Source organism: Allotamlana fucoidanivorans (genome assembly GCF_006265225.1).
Classification (GTDB): Bacteria; Bacteroidota; Bacteroidia; order Flavobacteriales; family Flavobacteriaceae; genus Allotamlana; species Allotamlana fucoidanivorans.
This window is the reverse complement of record NZ_VDCS01000007.1, coordinates 232,343-249,398: the sequence shown is the minus strand read 5'-3', so window position 1 is coordinate 249,398 and position 17,056 is coordinate 232,343. Positions and strand designations below refer to the sequence as shown.

The 17,056-nt window shown below is 34.1% G+C and carries 14 protein-coding genes; 6 read left to right on the top strand and 8 right to left on the bottom strand.

Translation table 11 applies throughout. The features are described 5' to 3' along the window. On the top strand, positions 1 to 372 hold a 372-nt coding region (locus FGF67_RS08835; RefSeq protein ID WP_158293207.1), incomplete at its 5' end, for an NAD(P)/FAD-dependent oxidoreductase. Positions 373 to 381: 9 nt separating this feature from the next. Here FGF67_RS08835 and FGF67_RS08830 read toward each other — a convergent pair. From FGF67_RS08830 to FGF67_RS08820, 3 genes are read right to left on the bottom strand one after another with little or no spacing between them, the layout of a single operon-like run. Then, positions 382 to 1,377 (bottom strand): lipid A-modifier LpxR family protein, encoded by a 996-nt coding sequence (locus tag FGF67_RS08830; protein ID WP_139696844.1) that lies wholly within the window; start codon positions 1,375 to 1,377, stop codon positions 382 to 384. Positions 1,378 to 1,381: 4 nt separating this feature from the next. Continuing rightward, positions 1,382 to 2,296: a GYDIA family GHMP kinase gene (locus FGF67_RS08825; RefSeq protein WP_139696841.1), complete on the bottom strand. Its 915-nt coding sequence runs from the start codon at positions 2,294 to 2,296 to the stop codon at positions 1,382 to 1,384. Next, entirely contained in the window at positions 2,286 to 3,614 is a 1,329-nt protein-coding gene (locus tag FGF67_RS08820; protein ID WP_139696840.1) for a hydroxymethylglutaryl-CoA reductase, degradative, read from the bottom strand. The genes FGF67_RS08825 and FGF67_RS08820 overlap by 11 nt, the downstream gene beginning before the upstream one ends. Positions 3,615 to 3,852: 238 nt before the next feature. On the opposite strand from FGF67_RS08820, the gene FGF67_RS08815 reads away from it, so the two are divergent. The 4 genes from FGF67_RS08815 (at position 3,853) to FGF67_RS08800 (ending at position 9,877) form a co-directional block, all read left to right on the top strand. After that, positions 3,853 to 6,066 (top strand): S9 family peptidase, encoded by a 2,214-nt coding sequence (locus tag FGF67_RS08815; RefSeq protein ID WP_139696838.1) that lies wholly within the window; start codon positions 3,853 to 3,855, stop codon positions 6,064 to 6,066. Positions 6,067 to 6,075: 9 nt separating this feature from the next. Beyond that, positions 6,076 to 7,464, top strand: coding sequence for a peptide MFS transporter (locus FGF67_RS08810; protein WP_139696836.1), 1,389 nt, complete (start codon positions 6,076 to 6,078; stop codon positions 7,462 to 7,464). Between the two features lie 15 nt (positions 7,465 to 7,479). Beyond that, positions 7,480 to 9,240: a peptide MFS transporter gene (locus FGF67_RS08805; RefSeq protein ID WP_139696834.1), complete on the top strand. Its 1,761-nt coding sequence runs from the start codon at positions 7,480 to 7,482 to the stop codon at positions 9,238 to 9,240. A gap of 88 nt (positions 9,241 to 9,328) precedes the next feature. After that, complete coding sequence (locus FGF67_RS08800; RefSeq protein WP_139696833.1) at positions 9,329 to 9,877, top strand: thioredoxin family protein; 549 nt, start codon at positions 9,329 to 9,331, stop codon at positions 9,875 to 9,877. A 2-nt stretch (positions 9,878 to 9,879) separates the two neighbouring features. Here FGF67_RS08800 and FGF67_RS08795 read toward each other — a convergent pair whose 3' ends face one another. The 5 genes from FGF67_RS08795 to surE are packed head-to-tail and all read right to left on the bottom strand — an operon-like array spanning position 9,880 to position 14,724. After that, positions 9,880 to 11,922: a ComEC/Rec2 family competence protein gene (locus FGF67_RS08795; RefSeq protein WP_139696831.1), complete on the bottom strand. Its 2,043-nt coding sequence runs from the start codon at positions 11,920 to 11,922 to the stop codon at positions 9,880 to 9,882. A 23-nt stretch (positions 11,923 to 11,945) separates the two neighbouring features. Next, positions 11,946 to 12,548 (bottom strand): C40 family peptidase, encoded by a 603-nt coding sequence (locus tag FGF67_RS08790; RefSeq protein ID WP_139696828.1) that lies wholly within the window; start codon positions 12,546 to 12,548, stop codon positions 11,946 to 11,948. Beyond that, a complete protein-coding gene (lpxB, locus tag FGF67_RS08785; RefSeq protein WP_139696827.1) occupies positions 12,529 to 13,641 on the bottom strand; it encodes a lipid-A-disaccharide synthase in 1,113 nt (370 codons plus the stop codon). The genes FGF67_RS08790 and lpxB overlap by 20 nt, the downstream gene beginning before the upstream one ends. Before the next feature lie 26 nt (positions 13,642 to 13,667). Further along, positions 13,668 to 13,955: a hypothetical protein gene (locus FGF67_RS08780; RefSeq protein WP_139696825.1), complete on the bottom strand. Its 288-nt coding sequence runs from the start codon at positions 13,953 to 13,955 to the stop codon at positions 13,668 to 13,670. Beyond that, positions 13,948 to 14,724, bottom strand: coding sequence for a 5'/3'-nucleotidase SurE (surE, locus tag FGF67_RS08775; RefSeq protein ID WP_139696822.1), 777 nt, complete (start codon positions 14,722 to 14,724; stop codon positions 13,948 to 13,950). The genes FGF67_RS08780 and surE overlap by 8 nt, the downstream gene beginning before the upstream one ends. A 177-nt stretch (positions 14,725 to 14,901) precedes the next feature. On the opposite strand from surE, the gene FGF67_RS08770 reads away from it, so the two are divergent. Next, on the top strand, positions 14,902 to 17,052 hold the full coding sequence (locus FGF67_RS08770) for a carboxy terminal-processing peptidase (RefSeq protein WP_139696867.1): 2,151 nt from the start codon (positions 14,902 to 14,904) through the stop codon (positions 17,050 to 17,052). Positions 17,053 to 17,056: the final 4 nt, after the last annotated feature.

Sequence of the window (17,056 nt, the reverse complement as noted above, 5' to 3'; positions counted from 1 at the left end):
CTATTTAACACCGAGACAGATGAAGTTTTAGGAGACGGACAAGTAGTAACAGGGGTTCGTGTTTTCAATAATAAAACCAATGAGAAGCAGGACATTCCAGCCACAGGATTTTTTGTAGCGATTGGACATAAACCGAATACAGATATTTTTAAAGACTATTTAAAATTAGATGCAACGGGTTATATTGTGAATGAGCCAGGGACATCAAAAACGAATATAGAAGGTGTGTTTGTGTCAGGCGATGCTGCAGATCATGTTTATAGGCAAGCAGTAACAGCAGCAGGTACAGGTTGTATGGCCGCTTTAGATGCCGAACGTTATTTAGCCGCTAAAGATGCTAATTTTGAAGTAGCGACGTCTACATATAATTAATATAGAAATTTAATTAAAGCGATACCTCAAATTAAGTACCCCATAAATGTGTCGTGATTTTGGGATAACTTTTCCGAAGACCATGTTATGTTGGAAACTTATGGTGTATCGCTTTCTTGTTATATAGACAGTATTTGATATGACGGCATGTGCCTGATGAATATGGTCTAGTGCATATTTGTATTTAGGTCCAAACATTTTACCTTGAGCGGTGCCATTAAAGGCTGCTAAAGTAGTTGAAATATTCGTTTGTAAAAAGAACTCCCTCGCGGTAAATGAGGCTAGTAAATCGTTGTTAAAAGCAGAAGATTCGGTAAGGGTATTAAATTTTCCAAATCGAAACCCAAGACTTGGAGTTGCGTCAATATATAAATTGCCAAACCTTGCTTCTCCTGCGGCGTAAATATCAAATAATTTGGAGTTAGGCGTTAAATCGCAAGCCGTTTTTATATTAAAGTTAACAATAAGTTGGTTGGGAAGTTGATATTCCCAGCCTTCAACCAAATCACTTGTTGGTAAATATTTGTGTAACCAGTTTTGAATTTCTGCGGCAAATGCTGAAGGTCCCATTATACCTAATAACAATTCAGATTTCACAAAAGAACGTTCAAACGTGTATGTGGTATTAAGTTTTGTATAAAGTAGGCCAGCAAAAGGACGTTCAAATTTAAGGGTGTCTGAAAGAATTTCTTCCTTTGAAAAGGATTTTCTAGTTGGAGTGTAGCCTTCAGAACGTAATTCAACATCAAAAAAGTAATGTTTTTTAGAGGGAAATAGTTTTTGAAGGCCTAAAAATTGTTCTGATTTAAAGTAAAACTTTAGTCCAATGCCAAAGGTATAATACCGATCATAATTTTCCCAAATGCCAAGTGCATCGTTATCTGTTGATGCTTCAAAAGCATATTTGAATGTGTCATTTTCCTGAGCTTCTATATGAGACGATGACAGTAAACAGTATACTCCAAAAACAAGAACAAGAGGGTTAAAAAAAATATACTGTTTCATGGCTTTACAAAATCATGTCTTGATAGGCAATTATGGTATGAAATCCTTTTTGTTTAAAGTACGAAGTAGGATTTTCTTTTGATGCTGCTAAAATGAAATCACCGCCCCAGGCACCTAAACTTTTTATACTACCAGGAAAATCACTAAAAAACAAGGTTTTTACTGAAGTTTGTTTAGTCACTTCTGCGATTATGGTTTCATGTTTTTCAATTAAGGCTTCAAAATGAGTCAAGGTTTTTGAGTCTAATATTTGTTGCGTTAAAAGGCTGATTTCTTTCAATTTAGGTTCAATATGGCTTCTATAAGCTTTGTAATGCTTTATACCTTCTCTGCTATTTTGTTTTTTATTAAGATGAACAAAGAATAAATGATTTTTAAAATCAGGATTGAAATCAACAGGAACAATAACTGGTGTTTTTCCGTTTAATTTATACGTGATTGATGTGTCATTTTGGGCACATGCAATATCGTAGCCACTACCACCAAAAGTCATTTCTAAGAGTTTATACGGATTTACACAAGCATATTGTGCTAAGTTGTTTATAAGTGTAGATGAGGTTCCTAGGCCCCAGTTTGTTGGAAATTCTAACTTGGTAATGGCTTTAAATCCTTTTTGGTTTTTAAAGACATTAGGATTTAAATCTGCTATGGTATGGAATATTTGGATGAGTCTTTTGGATGTGTCATCTTCTGATTTTGAAGTAATTTTTAGGTTGTTATGAATTTTAAATTCGCCTTTGTACCAAAGGGTTTCGTTTTCATCATAACTTTCCCATAAAATACTATTGTTATCAAGAGGTTCAATAGTTAAAGATTGTCCTTTTTTGGTAGGAAGCGCCAGAGAAAGCGCGCCATCAAGAATAACATATTCTCCAGAGATTAAAAGTTTACCGTGGCTATAAAATGTTTTATTTTTCAAGATTTAATCTTAATTGGTTTAAGGCTTCAGATACAGCACTATGGGAAACGGTATGGTTTTCAAAATGTTTTACCAAAGCTTCTTTTTCGGATGCATTGGCTTCAAATTGATTTAAAATATTCATGAGGTGCATTTTCATATGGCCTTGCTGAATTCCTGTAGTGGTTAAAGACCGCAGTGCAGCAAAATTTTGAGCCAAACCTGCTACCGCAACAATTTGCATGAGCTCTTTAGCAGAGGGTTCGTTTAAAAGTTCTAAACCTAATTTAACTAAAGGGTGTAATCCTGTGAGGCCTCCAACCGTACCTAAAGCTAGAGGAATTTCAATCCAAAACGTGAACATGTCATCTTCTACTTTAGCATGGGTCAAACTACTATATTTGCCGTTTCTGGCAGCATAAGCATGAACGCCAGCCTCAACAGCTCTGAAGTCGTTTCCAGTGGCCAGAATAACAGCATCTATACCGTTCATTATACCTTTGTTATGTGTAACTGCTCTAAAAGGTTCCACCTCAGCAATGTTAACCGCTTGAACAAATTTTTTGGCAAAATCTTTACCTGACATTGTATCACCATCACCTAGGGCATCTACCTTGCAACTTACTTCTGCTCTTACCAGACAATTTGGAACATAATTAGAAAGAATGCTCATAATAATGTCAATTTGTTTCTCTTCTTCAGAAAACAAATCAAATTTTTGAGCTTCGGTTTTAAAGGTTTCAGCAAATTGCTCTAGGCAAGAATTTATAAAGTTGGCACCCATAGCATCAAGTGTTTCAAAAGATGCATGAAGTTGGTAATAATGTTCAATTTCAGACGTTTTATCACGTAGCTCAATATCTAAAATACCTCCACCACGTTTGCTCATATTTTGAGTGATATCTTTGCAATCAAGAATTAACTTCGGTTTAACGTGGTTAAAAAAATGGGCTAGTTTTTTAACATCGCCTAAAAAGTTAAAGTGCACCTGTCCTATTTTTGTAGTAGAAAGCACTTTCGTTTTAAAGCCGCCTCTATCCATCCAAAACTTAGCCGCTTTACTGGCTGCCGCCACTACAGAACTTTCTTCAATGGCCATTGGTATGGTGTAAAGCTTGTTGTTTATTAAAAAATTAGGGGCCACACCAAGCGGAAGGTAGTAATTAGTGATGGTGTTTTCTATAAACTCATCATGGAGTTGTTGCAATTTTTCGTTGCTATTCCAATATTGTTTTAAAACACTTTTAGCGCTTTCGGTATTAGAAAAATAGGTGTCAACAATCCAATCAATCTTTTTAGATTTTGAGAGTTTAGAAAAGCCATCAATAGGTTTGCTCATAATATATTAATTTGAAACACAAAGATACTATCTTAGTGTTAATTTGTAATGAAATGTTTTAAAATGGTGTTATTTAAGTGTTAATAAAAAGGTTTTTTGAAGAATTTTTAGTAATCTTGACAGCCTTTTGTAAAATAAATAGTTGAAAGGATAAATTATCTAGAATTAAATAATCTATAACTTCAATATTTTGGTGTTTAAAAAGGCTATATACCCAAAGAAATAGTTGATACACTGCATGAAATATTTAAAATTCTCTTGTGTTTTTTGTGCGTTTATAACGTCATTTTTATGTGCGCAAACTAAAGAACTTACCCTAGAAGATATTTGGAAACATGGAACCTTTCAACAAGAATACTTAGATGTACTGCATTCTATGACGAACGGACAGCAATATTCTGTGCTAAATTTTGATAACGTTTCAGGTGCCACTTCTATTGATATTTATGATTATAAAACCACAGAAAAAGTTAAAACTTTAGTGAGTTCAACAGATTTAGAGGTGTTGCCATATTTTACAAACTATATTTTTAGCCCAGATGAGAAAAAGATTATTCTGGCTATTAATGAAGCATCAATTTACAGACATTCGGTTTTAGGACATTATTTTGTTTATGATGTGACTGATAAATCAATGATGCTAATTTCAAAAGAAAGAATTCAAGAACCTACATTTTCTCCTGATGGTACCAAAGTGGCTTTTGTTAAAAGCAATAATTTATTTGTGAAAGATTTACAGGATGGTACCACCACGCAAGTTACATTTGATGGCGAGAAAAATAAAATTATAAATGGGGTTGCCGATTGGGTTTATGAGGAAGAATTTGGTTTTGTTAGAGCATTTGATTGGAATGTGGATGGGAATAAGATTGCCTTTTTAAGGTTTGATGAAACTCAGGTTCCTGAATTTTCTATGGATATTTACGGAACAGACTTGTACCCAAAACAACAAGTTTTTAAATATCCAAAAGCGGGCGAAGCCAATGCAATAGTATCACTTCATATTTCAAATTTAGAAAAAAATACGGTTGAACAAATAGAGGTTGGCAAACCCTATCATGATTTTTACATTCCTAGAATTAAATGGACAAATCATCCTGATGTTTTAAGTGCGCAATACCTGAACCGTCATCAGAATGCTTTAGATTTATGGATGATTAATGTAACTTCAAATACCGCTAATTTGGTTATAGAAGAAAGAGATCAAGCCTATGTTGAAGTTACAGATAATTTAACTTTTTTACCCAACAATAGTTTTATTTGGACGAGTGAAAAGGATGGTTTCAATCATATATATCATTATGATGTCTCTGGAAAACTTGTAAACCAGGTAACAAAAGGAAATTGGGAGGTTACAAATTATTATGGATTCGATGAAAACACCGAACGGATTTTCTATCAATCTGTAGAAAATGGTTCAATAAACCGAGATGTTTATGCTATCCATCTAAACGGAAGATCAAAAACACGATTAACAAACCAGTTAGGAACCAATGCTGCCGACTTTAGTGCCGATTTTTCTTTATTTATAAATACCTATTCCAACGCTACAACGCCAACGCAGTATACTTTACATAGTTCAAAAACGGGAAAGCTGGTTAAAGTTATAAAAGACAATGCCGCTTTAAAACAAACCGTTTCTGAATATAAACTTCCGCAAAAGGAATTTAGTACACTTAGTGTTAATGGGAACGAACTGAATATGTGGATGATAAAACCACTAGATTTTGATGAGTCAAAATCCTATCCCTTACTTATGTTTCAGTATTCAGGCCCAGGATCTCAGCGAGTTTCAAACACATGGACAAGCTCACGTGACTATTGGTTTCAATACTTAGCACAAAAAGGATATGTAATTGCTTGCGTAGATGGAAGAGGAACAGGGTATTTAGGAGCCAATTTTAAGAAAGTTACCTATAAATCCTTAGGGAAATTTGAGGTAGAAGATCAAATACAAGCAGCCAAAGAACTCGGAAAATTACCGTATATTGATGCTCAAAGTATAGGTATTTGGGGCTGGAGTTATGGTGGTTTTATGAGTGCTAATTGTTTGTTTAAAGGAGCCGATGTTTTTAAAATGGCTATTGCTGTAGCGCCAGTAACAAGTTGGCGTTTTTATGACTCTGTTTATACTGAACGTTATTTAAGAACTCCTCAAGAAAACTCTAAGGGGTATGATGAGAACTCACCAATATGGCACGTTGATAAATTAAAAGGGGATTTTCTGCTAATTCATGGTTCTGGGGATGATAATGTACATGTGCAAAATACCATGCGTTTGTCTGAAGCCCTTATTCAGGCAGATAAAGATTTTGAAATGGCTATTTATCCCGACAAGAATCATGGTATTTACGGAGGCAATACAAGTCTACATTTATACAGAAAAATGACGAAATTTATAGATAAAACCTTGGGCAAAAACAAAGGAAAAATAACACAACCAATTAACTAGAAAAATTTTATGACAAATTCAACTTCAATGAAGCAAAAAGAGCTGTTTGGGCATCCTGTAGGCTTATACGTTTTGTTTTTTACAGAAATGTGGGAACGCTTTTCTTATTATGGTATGCGCGCTATATTGGTGTTGTATCTGGTAGCAGAAACTAAAGGGGAAAATGCAGGACTAGGATGGTCAAATGGAGATGCGCTTGCCTTGTATGGTTGGTACACCATGATGGTATATGTGATGTCTATTCCTGGAGGTATTATTGCAGATAAACTATTGGGGCAGAAAAAATCTGTGTTAGTAGGTGGTGTCTTGTTACTCTTTGGACATAGTATTTTGGCTGTTGAGCAAATGTGGGCATTTTATACAGGCTTGGTTTTAATTGTATGTGGTGTTGGTATGTTAAAACCCAATATATCCACAATGGTAGGAGGGTTGTATAAAAAAGGTGATATCCGAAGAGACAAAGGATTTACTATCTTTTATATTGGTATTAATGTAGGTGCTTTTTTGTCTAGTTTAGTAGTTGGTTATGTTGGAGAAGTATTTGGGTGGCATTACGGTTTTGGATTAGCTGGAATAGGTATGGGACTCGGTATTTTACAATATCTCTTAGGGCAAAAGTATTTGGTGCATGTTGGTAATTTTCTCGGAGCATCAAAGAATGAAGAAGAAAAATTAGCTATGAAGCAACCCTTAAATAAAGTTGAAAAAGATAGGGTTGTTGTTTTATTGATTTCTTTCTTATTAGTCATTGTGTTTTGGGGGGCGTTTGAACAAGCAGGAGGGTTAATGAATATTTACACCATGGAAAAAACTAATCGCATGTTATTGGGCTGGCAAGTTCCTGCTTCTTGGTTTCAGTCATTAAATGCTATGTTTATAATCTTTTTAGGAACAAGTGTAGCGGGTTATTGGGCTAATAGAAAGTTAAAAGGAAAAGTTTCAACTTCATTATTTAAAATGATTGTTGGTTTAATTATCATGGGGTCTGGTTTTTTCTTTATGACCGCGGCTACAGCACAATATGAAGCAACAGGAACTTCAGCTATGTATTGGTTGGTTTTGGCTTATTTATTACATACCATAGGCGAATTGTGCCTCTCACCTGTAGCTTTATCTTTTATTACAAAATTAGCTCCAGTAAAGTATGCTTCTATAATGATGGGTGTATATTTTGCCATGACAGGCTTTGGCAGTAAACTAGCAGGGTTACTTGGGGAATGGTCTGAAAGTCAAGGAGAGTATACTATTTTCACAGGTATTGCCATTTTTTGTGTTACTTTGGGAGCTTTGGTGCTTATAGTAAGACAAAAATTAGAAGTTCTTACCCATGGTGTAGAGGATGAAGAAGTTGAAATGCATTACGATGAAACTGAAACCTATGAACTAGCTGAAAACTAATAAATATTTAAAATAATGGCAGAACAATCAACCGACCAATTTTTTAAGGACAAAGTATTAGGGCATCCGTCAGGATTATTTGTTCTATTTTTTACTGAAATGTGGGAACGTTTTTCATACTATGGAATGCGTGCTATTTTAGTTATATTTTTAACAGGATCGCTTTTAGGAGATAACCCAGGGTGGGAATGGACGTCCTCTGCAGCTTTATCGCTTTTAGGAACTTACGCCATGCTGGTGTATTTAACACCTCTATTAGGCGGTTGGCTGGCCGATAATAAAATAGGGTATAGAATGGCTGTGGTTATTGGTGCGCTTCTCATGACTATAGGGCATGCGTCTATGGCAATAGAAACGCCAACGTTCTTATATATAGGAATTGCTTTTTTAATCATAGGTAATGGGTTTTTTAAACCTAATATGACATCTATAATTTCAAAAATGTATGAAGGGCACGATGAGAAAAAGGATGGCGCCTATAATATTTTTTATATGGGTGTTAATGCCGGAGCATTTATTGGAATCATGCTATGTGGTTGGGTTGGTGAAAAAATTGGATGGAGTTATGGTTTCGGACTAGCGGGTGTTTTTATGCTTTTAGGGATGCTTCAATTTTATTTTGCGCAACCATTATTTGGAAAGTTAGGAGATAAACCTGTAAAAACCAAAGCAGCGATAAAAGGGAATAATGATGAATCGGTATCAACCGTAAAACTAAACCATTTTTCAATACTTGATTATGTATTAATTGCAGTATTTACTATATCGGCCATAATTTTTATTATCAATGATCCATTGAGTAAAATTGGAGATATTCAAACTTTTAATTTCACAGTGGCAGGCTTATCAGATTCACTATTTTTTGCTTTGCTGGCTGCTATATCATTTATACTACTTCTCATCATTAGAATTCCAAGATATGTAGCCATTGAAAGAGACAGAATGATTGCATTTGCAATTTTTTGTTTGTTTACTATTTTCTTTTGGGCAGCTTTTGAGCAGGCTGCGGGATCATTACCTATTTATACCAGAGATTTTACAAATAGAATTTTAGAAGGTAATGCCGCTACAACATTTAAAGTCATAGATTTAATTGTTACAGTAGTGCCACTTGGTATTATTACCTATGTGTTGTTAAGTCTTTTTAGGCAAACATTCAAACGCATTGGTCTATCAAATATTATTTTAGGTTGTAGTTTTATCATTGTTTGGGCCATTGTATTGTATAAATTGTTTGTTGAATACCAATCTACTGAAACAGAAGTGCCTATTACATGGTTTGCTATTTTGAATTCATTGTTTATTATCATGTTTGCGCCGTTATTTACAAAATGGTGGGATAGTAAATATAATCCGCCAGCATCGGTAAAATACTTCTTGGGGCTGTTACTTTTAGGCTTAGGTTTTGGGTTTTTGGCATTTGGAGCTAAAGATGTTCCTGCTGGAGCACAAACAGCCAGTTTAAGTATGGCTTGGTTAGTTTTGGCTTACTTATTTCATACCTTGGGTGAATTGTGTTTGTCTCCTATGGGATTATCGTATTTAAGTAAATTAATTCCAGCACGCATGGTGGCCTTTATGTTTGGGGTTTATTATTTAGCTATTGCCATTGGAAATAAATTAGCACATTATATAGGTGGCGACATTGAAAAGATTACAAAGGAGTATAGTTTGTCTACATTCTTTTTGATATTTACTCTAATTCCTATCGTTTTAGGTTTAGTATCATTGGTACTACACCCTTTATTAAAACGACTAATGCATGGTGTTCGGTAAGTACTGAAAATGTTAAAAAATATTTGAAATGTCCCTTCTTAGGGGCATTTTTTGTAAGTTAGGAACAAATTTTGCAACCTAAATCATTATGAAAACTATTTTACTATTTGTATTTGCTATGGTGTTTAGTCAAGCGAATATCGTGGCGCAAACCATCAATTGGATGTCGCTTGAAGAAGCTTTAGAGCTTCAAAAGAAAACACCAAAAAAGATTATGATGGATGTTTATACCAACTGGTGTGGCCCATGTAAAATGCTTGACAAAAAAACATTTCACAATCCTGATGTGGTTGATTTTGTAAATAAAAACTATTACGCAGTTAAGTTTAACGGAGAAGGTAATGACGTTATAGATTATAAAGGGGCTTCATTTTCAAACCCTAATTATAATCCTTCAAAAGTTAATTCAAGAAATTCGGCACATGAGTTGGCACGATTTTTACAGATTACCGCTTATCCTACAATTGTGTTTTTTGATGAAAAAGCTGATGTTATTGCACCGATTAGAGGCTATCGCACTCCAGAACAATTGGAGTTGTATTTAAAAATGTTTCATAGTGACGATCATAAAAGCATAACGACGCAAGAAGAGTTTAATGCGTATTACAAAGCATTTAAAGGTAATTTTAAAGGGTGATTTTATTTTAATGGAAAAATAAATGCACCCTGTTGACTGGTAGAATGAAACGGAATGTTTCTTTTTTTACAGGTTACTTTCCATCGTTTTATATAAGATTTGTAGTTACTGCCATCTGCAATAATTTGTTGGGGTTGTATAGAATCAATCAGTCTGCTTAAATTTATTTTTGGCGATTGCATGAGTAATACTTGATTTGGTCTGAAGGATTTAACTTGGTAAATGCCCATGCTATCAACACGCAAGAGAAATTTGTCTTTCAACCGGTATACCGCTTTAAACGGAATGTTTTTAGAATATTTAAGGTGTTTTCCAATCATGTACTGTTCTACAATTTTGGTATTAGAAAAGGAAACGCCATCAGCATTATGAGAAATAAGAAGGCTGTCTTTATTAGTGTAGCCAAGAATGCTTGATTTCCTTTTATGAAAAATAACAAATTCGTCCGGCTTAAAATTCAACTTTTCAAATATTAAAAATGACTGAATAATTAAAACAGAAGCAAGAATAAAGTAAACAGACCGGAATGTACGTTTTATTAGCAAACGGGTGAGAGCAATGATAATAAGATAAGCAAAAAACACATGTAATAGGTTAAAAGAAATGGCTTCAAACAAAAAAGATTCTTGATGTGCTATCCAACCCACTGCCCTGTTCATGAAATCAATAACATGGGCAAAACAGGTTGCAATCCACTGAGGAAGAAGATTGAATGAAGCTAAGAGAATAATGAATAACCCAAATCCTAAAATCAAACCGAGAATGGGGATGATGATGAGGTTTGAAATAAAAAACAGACCAGGAAATTGATGAAAATAATATAGGCTAATAGGAAGAATACCAATTTGAGCTGCTATAGTGACGGTAAGGGTATGCCAATATAGTAGAACAAGTTTGTATTTAGGACGCCATAAACCATATAGCCAAGGATCAATGGTTACAATAGCAAACACGGCAAGATAACTTAATTGAAAACCAACATCAAAAACATACAAGGGCTTAAAAAGTAGAATAATAAACATACTAATTGCAAGTGTGTTGTAAATATTGGTTGCTCGTTTAAGGTTCATTGCAATAGCCACAATACTAAACATGGTTACGGCTCTTGTAACCGATGGGGATAAGCCTGCTATAAAAGCAAAACACCAGAGTAAAAACAAGATGAAGACTGTTTTAATAAACCTCCCGTGTCTAAACCGTTCAAGCGGTTTAAAGATAAAATTCAAGATCATTAGAATAATGCCCACATGTAACCCAGAAACCGCTAAAATATGAATAGCGCCAGCCTTAGCATAATTAGCATACGTTTCCTTACTGATGTCCTGTCGCTGTCCAAGAAAAAGGGCGTTAATAATGGCTAATTCGTTCGCTTTAAAATGATAAAGGGAAAGTTTTTTATTAATAAAATTTCTAATGTTATTAGCGTGACCTAATAATGTTTTAGAATCTGACTGTACTTGAAATAAAGCAGCTTCGTTACAAAATAGTTGATGGTAGATATACTTTTTATTTAAATAGTTTCTATAGTCAAATTGATAGGGGTTAAGTGGAGATTTTAAAGGATGAAGGTTAGTATAGCTTATAAAAATATCATCGACGAATACAGGCGTTGTTAATGTGTCTTTTTTTAGGTTTAAAAGCGATTTTCCTAAAACATGATTATGGTCTAAGTCTATGAGTTCAACAATGTATTTATGGTTGTACGTGTCTGGTTTAAGAATTTCTTTTACCTTAAAAGTTAACCTGTAAAGGCTATCTTCTTTTATGGAGATATAATGAGTATAATGGTTTGAAACGTTTCTTTGATTATGCAGTGTTGCTGTAAGGAGTCCAATAGAAGTCATGGTAACAAACGCTAACAGCCCAAACCAAATGGTTTTGGTAAATTGCTTTTTTGCAATGCTGTAACTTACAAATAATGCTACTAAGCAGGAAAAGGTAAGGGACAAAGAAAAAACTATGGACACACCAAAAAAATGGCCAATAAGAATGCCAATAACTAAGCAGAAAGTAAGTTTTATTATTGCGAAATTGAGTAATTGCATGCTGCAACAAGATATAAAATATCTTACAAAATTCGTCTAGCTTCATGAAAAGCTTTTAACCAATAAATTTCATTGAGATGGGAAATAATAACGCCTTTTTTTGTTGAAGCATGAATAAATTCAATATCATTATTCCTTATAGCAACTATAAGGCCCACATGATTTATGGAATTTCTTCTGTTGCCTGTTTTAAAGAATAGTAAATCGCCCGTATGTACTTTTTTTAAGGCTATTTTTTTTCCTTTTTTTGCCATATCACGTGATATTCTTGGCAAAGTAATGTCTTGTGATTTAAAGGATTCATAGATCAAACCAGAGCAATCTATTCCTGCTTTTGTGGTACCTCCCCACCTGTATTTTACACCTTGAAATTGTTTGGCGTAGGCTATAATATACTCGGCTTTCGATTTGACTATTTCTTCAGCCTCAACAACGTTGTGTTCTGGTTCTGTTTTGGGTTCAATATATTTAGTAGGTTCGTCGCTTACTTTTTTAGTTACAATTTCAGAAGGGTTACTTTTTTTAGCTTCTACTTGTTTTGAAGATTTACAACTATAACTGGTTGCCAAAAAAATCAAACAGATAAAAAATCGATATATATGAAACTTATGTGTTGATATGGTCATAAATCAATTCAGCGGTTTTTTTACTGGCTCCTTTTCCTCCTAAAGCTTTCTCTAATTCAAAATAATCTACAAACATTTTTTTTCTTAAATCGAGATTCAAAATTTTATCAAGTTCATGTTTTAATTTTCGTTTGTTAAAGTCGTTCTGAATTAATTCGGTAACCACCTCTTTATCCATCACTAAGTTAACTAACGAGATGAATTTCAAGGTTATTATACGTTTGGCAATAAAATATGAAATAGCACTGCCTTTATAACAGACAACTTGAGGTACTTTAAAAAGAGCTGTTTCTAATGTTGCTGTTCCTGAAGTTACCAGAGCCGCATAAGAAAGACTAAGCAAATCATAGGTTTTATTGGAGATAAATGTTACGTTTTTAGAGGTTATGAAGGTTTTATAAAATTCGTAGTCTTGGCTAGGTGCACCTGCTATTACAAATTGGTAATCTGGATAATCATCAACCAAACTGAGCATGATTGATAGCATTTTAGTGATTTCTTGTTTTCGGCTTCCTGGTAATAATGCAATGATGGGTTTATTACTTAGTCCGAAGGTTTTTCTAAAATTAAATTCATCAACTTGATTGCGGCTGGCAATGGCATCAATAAGTGGATGGCCTACAAAATCAACATCGTAGTCATATTTTTTGTAAAACGACTTTACAAAAGGAAGAATCACATACATTTTGTCAATATCCCGCTTAATAGCCTCAACACGACTGGCTCTTGAAGCCCATACTTGAGGCGATATGTAGTAGTGGGTTTTATAACCAGCTTTTTTGGCCCATTTGGCAATGCGAAGATTAAAACCAGAGTTATCTATAAATACAATAACATCTGGATTAAATGATTCAATATCCTGCTTACAAAATGAAATGAGTTTGAATATTTTGTTGAGGTTCATAATAACCTCGGTGAATCCCATAAAGGCGCGTTCTTTATAATGTTTAACAAGGGTTCCTCCAGCTTGCTCCATTAAATCGCCGCCCCAAAATCTTATATTGGCATGTACATCAACATTGTTAAGTGCTTTAATTAAGTTTGAGCCGTGTAAATCTCCTGAAGCCTCACCAGCAAGTATATAGTATTTCATAGTATACGTTGTCTTAATGAAAAATGCTAGCTATAGAGTTTGAAAACAAAGGTGAAAACGGCAATAAATACTGTAATCAATAATACGCCTCGAGCCTTGTAATCTTGCCGTTTTTTTATAAAAATAAAAAAAGCAATTAAGTTTAAAATAGCGCCTAAACTAATTAGTTTTCCAAGAAAACCTTCTTCGGCTGCCGCTTTAATAACTTGAGTAAAATCATCACCTTGCCCCAATAAAGTTGCTGTTAAAAAAAGGCCCATACTGTTGGCAATAAAACCAACCAGCATACCAATAAAAATATCTTTTTTATTCATTTAAATTCCAGTGCTTTAAGTTTTTTATAACATGGTGTGCTGTTAAATCAAATTGAGAAGGAACTACTGAAACATAACCGTGTTCAAGCGCCCATTCATCAGTGTCTTCTCCATGATCTAAATTAACAAATTTGCCTGTAAGCCAATAATAATCTTTGCCTTGAGGGGTTTGTCGTTTGTCAAATTCTTCAACCCAGTTGGCTTTAGCTTGTCGACACACTTTTATTCCTTTAATGTTGATTTGCGGTAAATTAGGAATATTAACATTGAGTACTATACCGTTGGGAATACCATTTTTTAGCACCTCCTGCGTAATGGTTTTAACGTAGCTTTTTGACGCTTCAAAATTAGCATTCCAACTGTAATCCAATAAAGAAAAACCAATGGCAGGAATGCCTTCAATTCCAGCCTCAATAGCGGCACTCATAGTTCCTGAATAAATCACATTGATTGATGAATTTGAACCATGATTAATGCCTGAAACACAAAGGTCTGGGGTGCGGTCTAGTAATTCTCTAATAGCTAGTTTAACGCAATCTGCGGGTGTGCCAGAGCATTTAAACTCTTTTTGTGGGCCATTGTCAATATGCACTTTTTCAGCATAAAGTGTTGAGTTTAATGTAATGGCATGTCCCATACCGCTTTGTGGGCTATCTGGAGCAACCACTACTACATCACCTATAGTATTCATTACAGAAATTAAGGTTCTAATCCCAGCGGCATTTATGCCATCGTCATTTGTTACTAATATAAGGGGCTTTTTTGTCATTTGGTAAAAAAATAGCTTCGCTAAAATACATAATTTAAAAAGTAAACCTGTAATTTCTTGTGTTTAACAAAAAATTAGTAGGCTTTCTGGTTTGATGGCATAGTTTTTTCTTTATTTTAGTGAAAAATAAATTGTGCTCACAGAAAGTATTCAAATAATTAATAGATGAAGCGTATTATGAAAAGGAATTATAAAGTGCTGTCGCTATTGCTTTTATTAGCATTTGCATCGTGTAGTTTTACCTCAAAAAAGTTTAGTAATCCTGATAAAGATAAATTGTTAATTCAAATAATAACCTTTGTGTTAGAGCAAGGGCATTTTGATCCCATAGCGATGGATGACAAATTTTCAGAAGAATTATATAATGACTATATAGGTATTATAGACCCAGTAAAGCGTTATTTTTATCAATCAGATTTAAAGGAATTTGAAAAATATAAATATAATCTTGATGATCAATTAAAGGCTACAGATATTACCTTCTTCAATGTAGTTAATGAGCGTTTGTTAAAACGAATAGCTGAAGCTAAAGAGATTTACTCAGAAGTGCTTTCAAAACCTTTTGATTATACTATTGATGAGACGTTTGAAACCAATTATGAAAATATTGAGTTTGTAAAAAGCAAAAAGCAAATGAAAGAACGTTGGCGGAAACAATTAAAGTTTTCTACAATTTCAAATTATGACGATTTGTATAAGCAGGAAAAACAAGCAAAAGAAAGAGATGCTGCTTATGTTATGAGGACAGAGGCTGATATGGAGAAAGAAGCCCGAGAAGCAACATTGAAATCGATTGAAGTTTATTTTAACGACAATATTGATGATTTAAAAAGAGAAGATTGGTTTGCTATTTATGTGAATACTATTGTAGAAGAATATGACCCACATACCTATTATTTAGCACCAAAGAATAAAGAAGATTTTGATCAACGCATGTCTGGTAAACTTGAGGGTATTGGAGCCAGATTACAAAAGCGTATGGATTATATCAAAATTGTAGAGTTGATTTCAGGAGGGCCAGCTTGGCGCAGTAAAGAGCTAGAAGTTGAGGATATTATTTTGAAGGTAAAACAAGAAGACGAAGCTTTTCCTGTGAATATAGTAGGGATGAGAATCAATGATGCTATAAAATATATTAAAGGACCAAAAGGCACAAAGGTGACGCTAACTATTAAAAAAGTAGATGGTACCATAAAAGATGTAGTTATCACAAGAGATGTGGTGGAACTTGTTGAAACCTATGCAAAATCATCGGTGGTAGAAAAGGATGGTAAAACATTTGGTGTAATCAATTTACCCGCTTTTTATGTTGATTTTAAAGACTATAAAAATGTCAATGCTGCAAAAGATGTCAAAAAAGAAATAGAGTATTTGAAAGCAGAAGGTATTGAAGGTCTAGTGCTTGATTTGCGCAATAATGGTGGTGGATCTTTACCAACCGTGGTTGATATGGCTGGTTTGTTTATAAAGGAAGGCCCTGTAGTTCAAGTGAGATCAACAGGCGAGTCTAAAGAGGTTTTAAAAGATAAGGATAAATCTATTGCTTGGGATGGCCCTTTAGTGGTTTTGGTGAATGAAATATCAGCGTCTGCCTCAGAGATTATGGCTGCTGCTATGCAAGATTATAAGCGGGCTATTGTTATTGGTAGCAAGCAAACCTATGGAAAAGGAACCGTTCAAAATGTTATTAATCTTAATAATATGCTGAGAAATAATACTAGTGGTGATTTAGGCGCTTTGGCTTTAACAACTCAGAAATATTACAGAATAAATGGTGGGTCTGTACAGTTAGAAGGTGTAAAAAGTGATGTGGTTGTTCCAGGACGTTTTAGTTTTATTGATGTAGGTGAAAAAGATAAAGATAACCCGCTACCATATGATGAAATTGATGCAGCAGATTACGAAGTATGGGATAACTATTTTGATTACGATGAAACCATAGCAAGAAGTAAGGAGCGTATGAGTAATAATGAACAGTTTAATCTTATTGAAGAAAATGCGAAATGGGTAAAAGGAAAAATAGATGAAACCATCTTTTCTTTAAATTATGAGGCTTATGCAAAACAGAATGAGTTAAACGAAGAAGAATCTAAGCGTTTTGATGCTATTTCCGATTACAAAACTAATTTGACTTTTGATTCAACTAGTTTTGAAAAAACACTTTTCAATCAAGATACTACAGACTTGAAAGAAAAAAGAGAACGTTGGCACGAGAGTTTAAGTCAGGATGTTTATATTGAAGAAGCACTGAATGTATTAGAAGATTTGAAAATGGCATATCCTCTAAAAAAAGTAGCTTCAACAACGGTAAATCAAGTACAAAAATAGGCAT

What these genes read in the sequence shown, in the direction of transcription:
- FGF67_RS08800 (WP_139696833.1), top strand. Translation starts at nt 9,329, where the DNA reads ATGAAAACTATTTTACTATTTGTATTTGCTATGGTGTTTAGTCAAGCG.
- FGF67_RS08780 (WP_139696825.1), bottom strand. Translation starts at nt 13,955, where the DNA reads ATGAATAAAAAAGATATTTTTATTGGTATGCTGGTTGGTTTTATTGCC.
- lpxB (WP_139696827.1), bottom strand. Translation starts at nt 13,641, where the DNA reads ATGAAATACTATATACTTGCTGGTGAGGCTTCAGGAGATTTACACGGC.
- FGF67_RS08795 (WP_139696831.1), bottom strand. Translation starts at nt 11,922, where the DNA reads ATGCAATTACTCAATTTCGCAATAATAAAACTTACTTTCTGCTTAGTT.
- FGF67_RS08815 (WP_139696838.1), top strand. Translation starts at nt 3,853, where the DNA reads ATGAAATATTTAAAATTCTCTTGTGTTTTTTGTGCGTTTATAACGTCA.
- FGF67_RS08820 (WP_139696840.1), bottom strand. Translation starts at nt 3,614, where the DNA reads ATGAGCAAACCTATTGATGGCTTTTCTAAACTCTCAAAATCTAAAAAG.
- FGF67_RS08790 (WP_139696828.1), bottom strand. Translation starts at nt 12,548, where the DNA reads ATGACCATATCAACACATAAGTTTCATATATATCGATTTTTTATCTGT.
- FGF67_RS08810 (WP_139696836.1), top strand. Translation starts at nt 6,076, where the DNA reads ATGACAAATTCAACTTCAATGAAGCAAAAAGAGCTGTTTGGGCATCCT.
- FGF67_RS08830 (WP_139696844.1), bottom strand. Translation starts at nt 1,377, where the DNA reads ATGAAACAGTATATTTTTTTTAACCCTCTTGTTCTTGTTTTTGGAGTA.
- FGF67_RS08805 (WP_139696834.1), top strand. Translation starts at nt 7,480, where the DNA reads ATGGCAGAACAATCAACCGACCAATTTTTTAAGGACAAAGTATTAGGG.
- FGF67_RS08770 (WP_139696867.1), top strand. Translation starts at nt 14,902, where the DNA reads ATGAAAAGGAATTATAAAGTGCTGTCGCTATTGCTTTTATTAGCATTT.
- surE (WP_139696822.1), bottom strand. Translation starts at nt 14,724, where the DNA reads ATGACAAAAAAGCCCCTTATATTAGTAACAAATGACGATGGCATAAAT.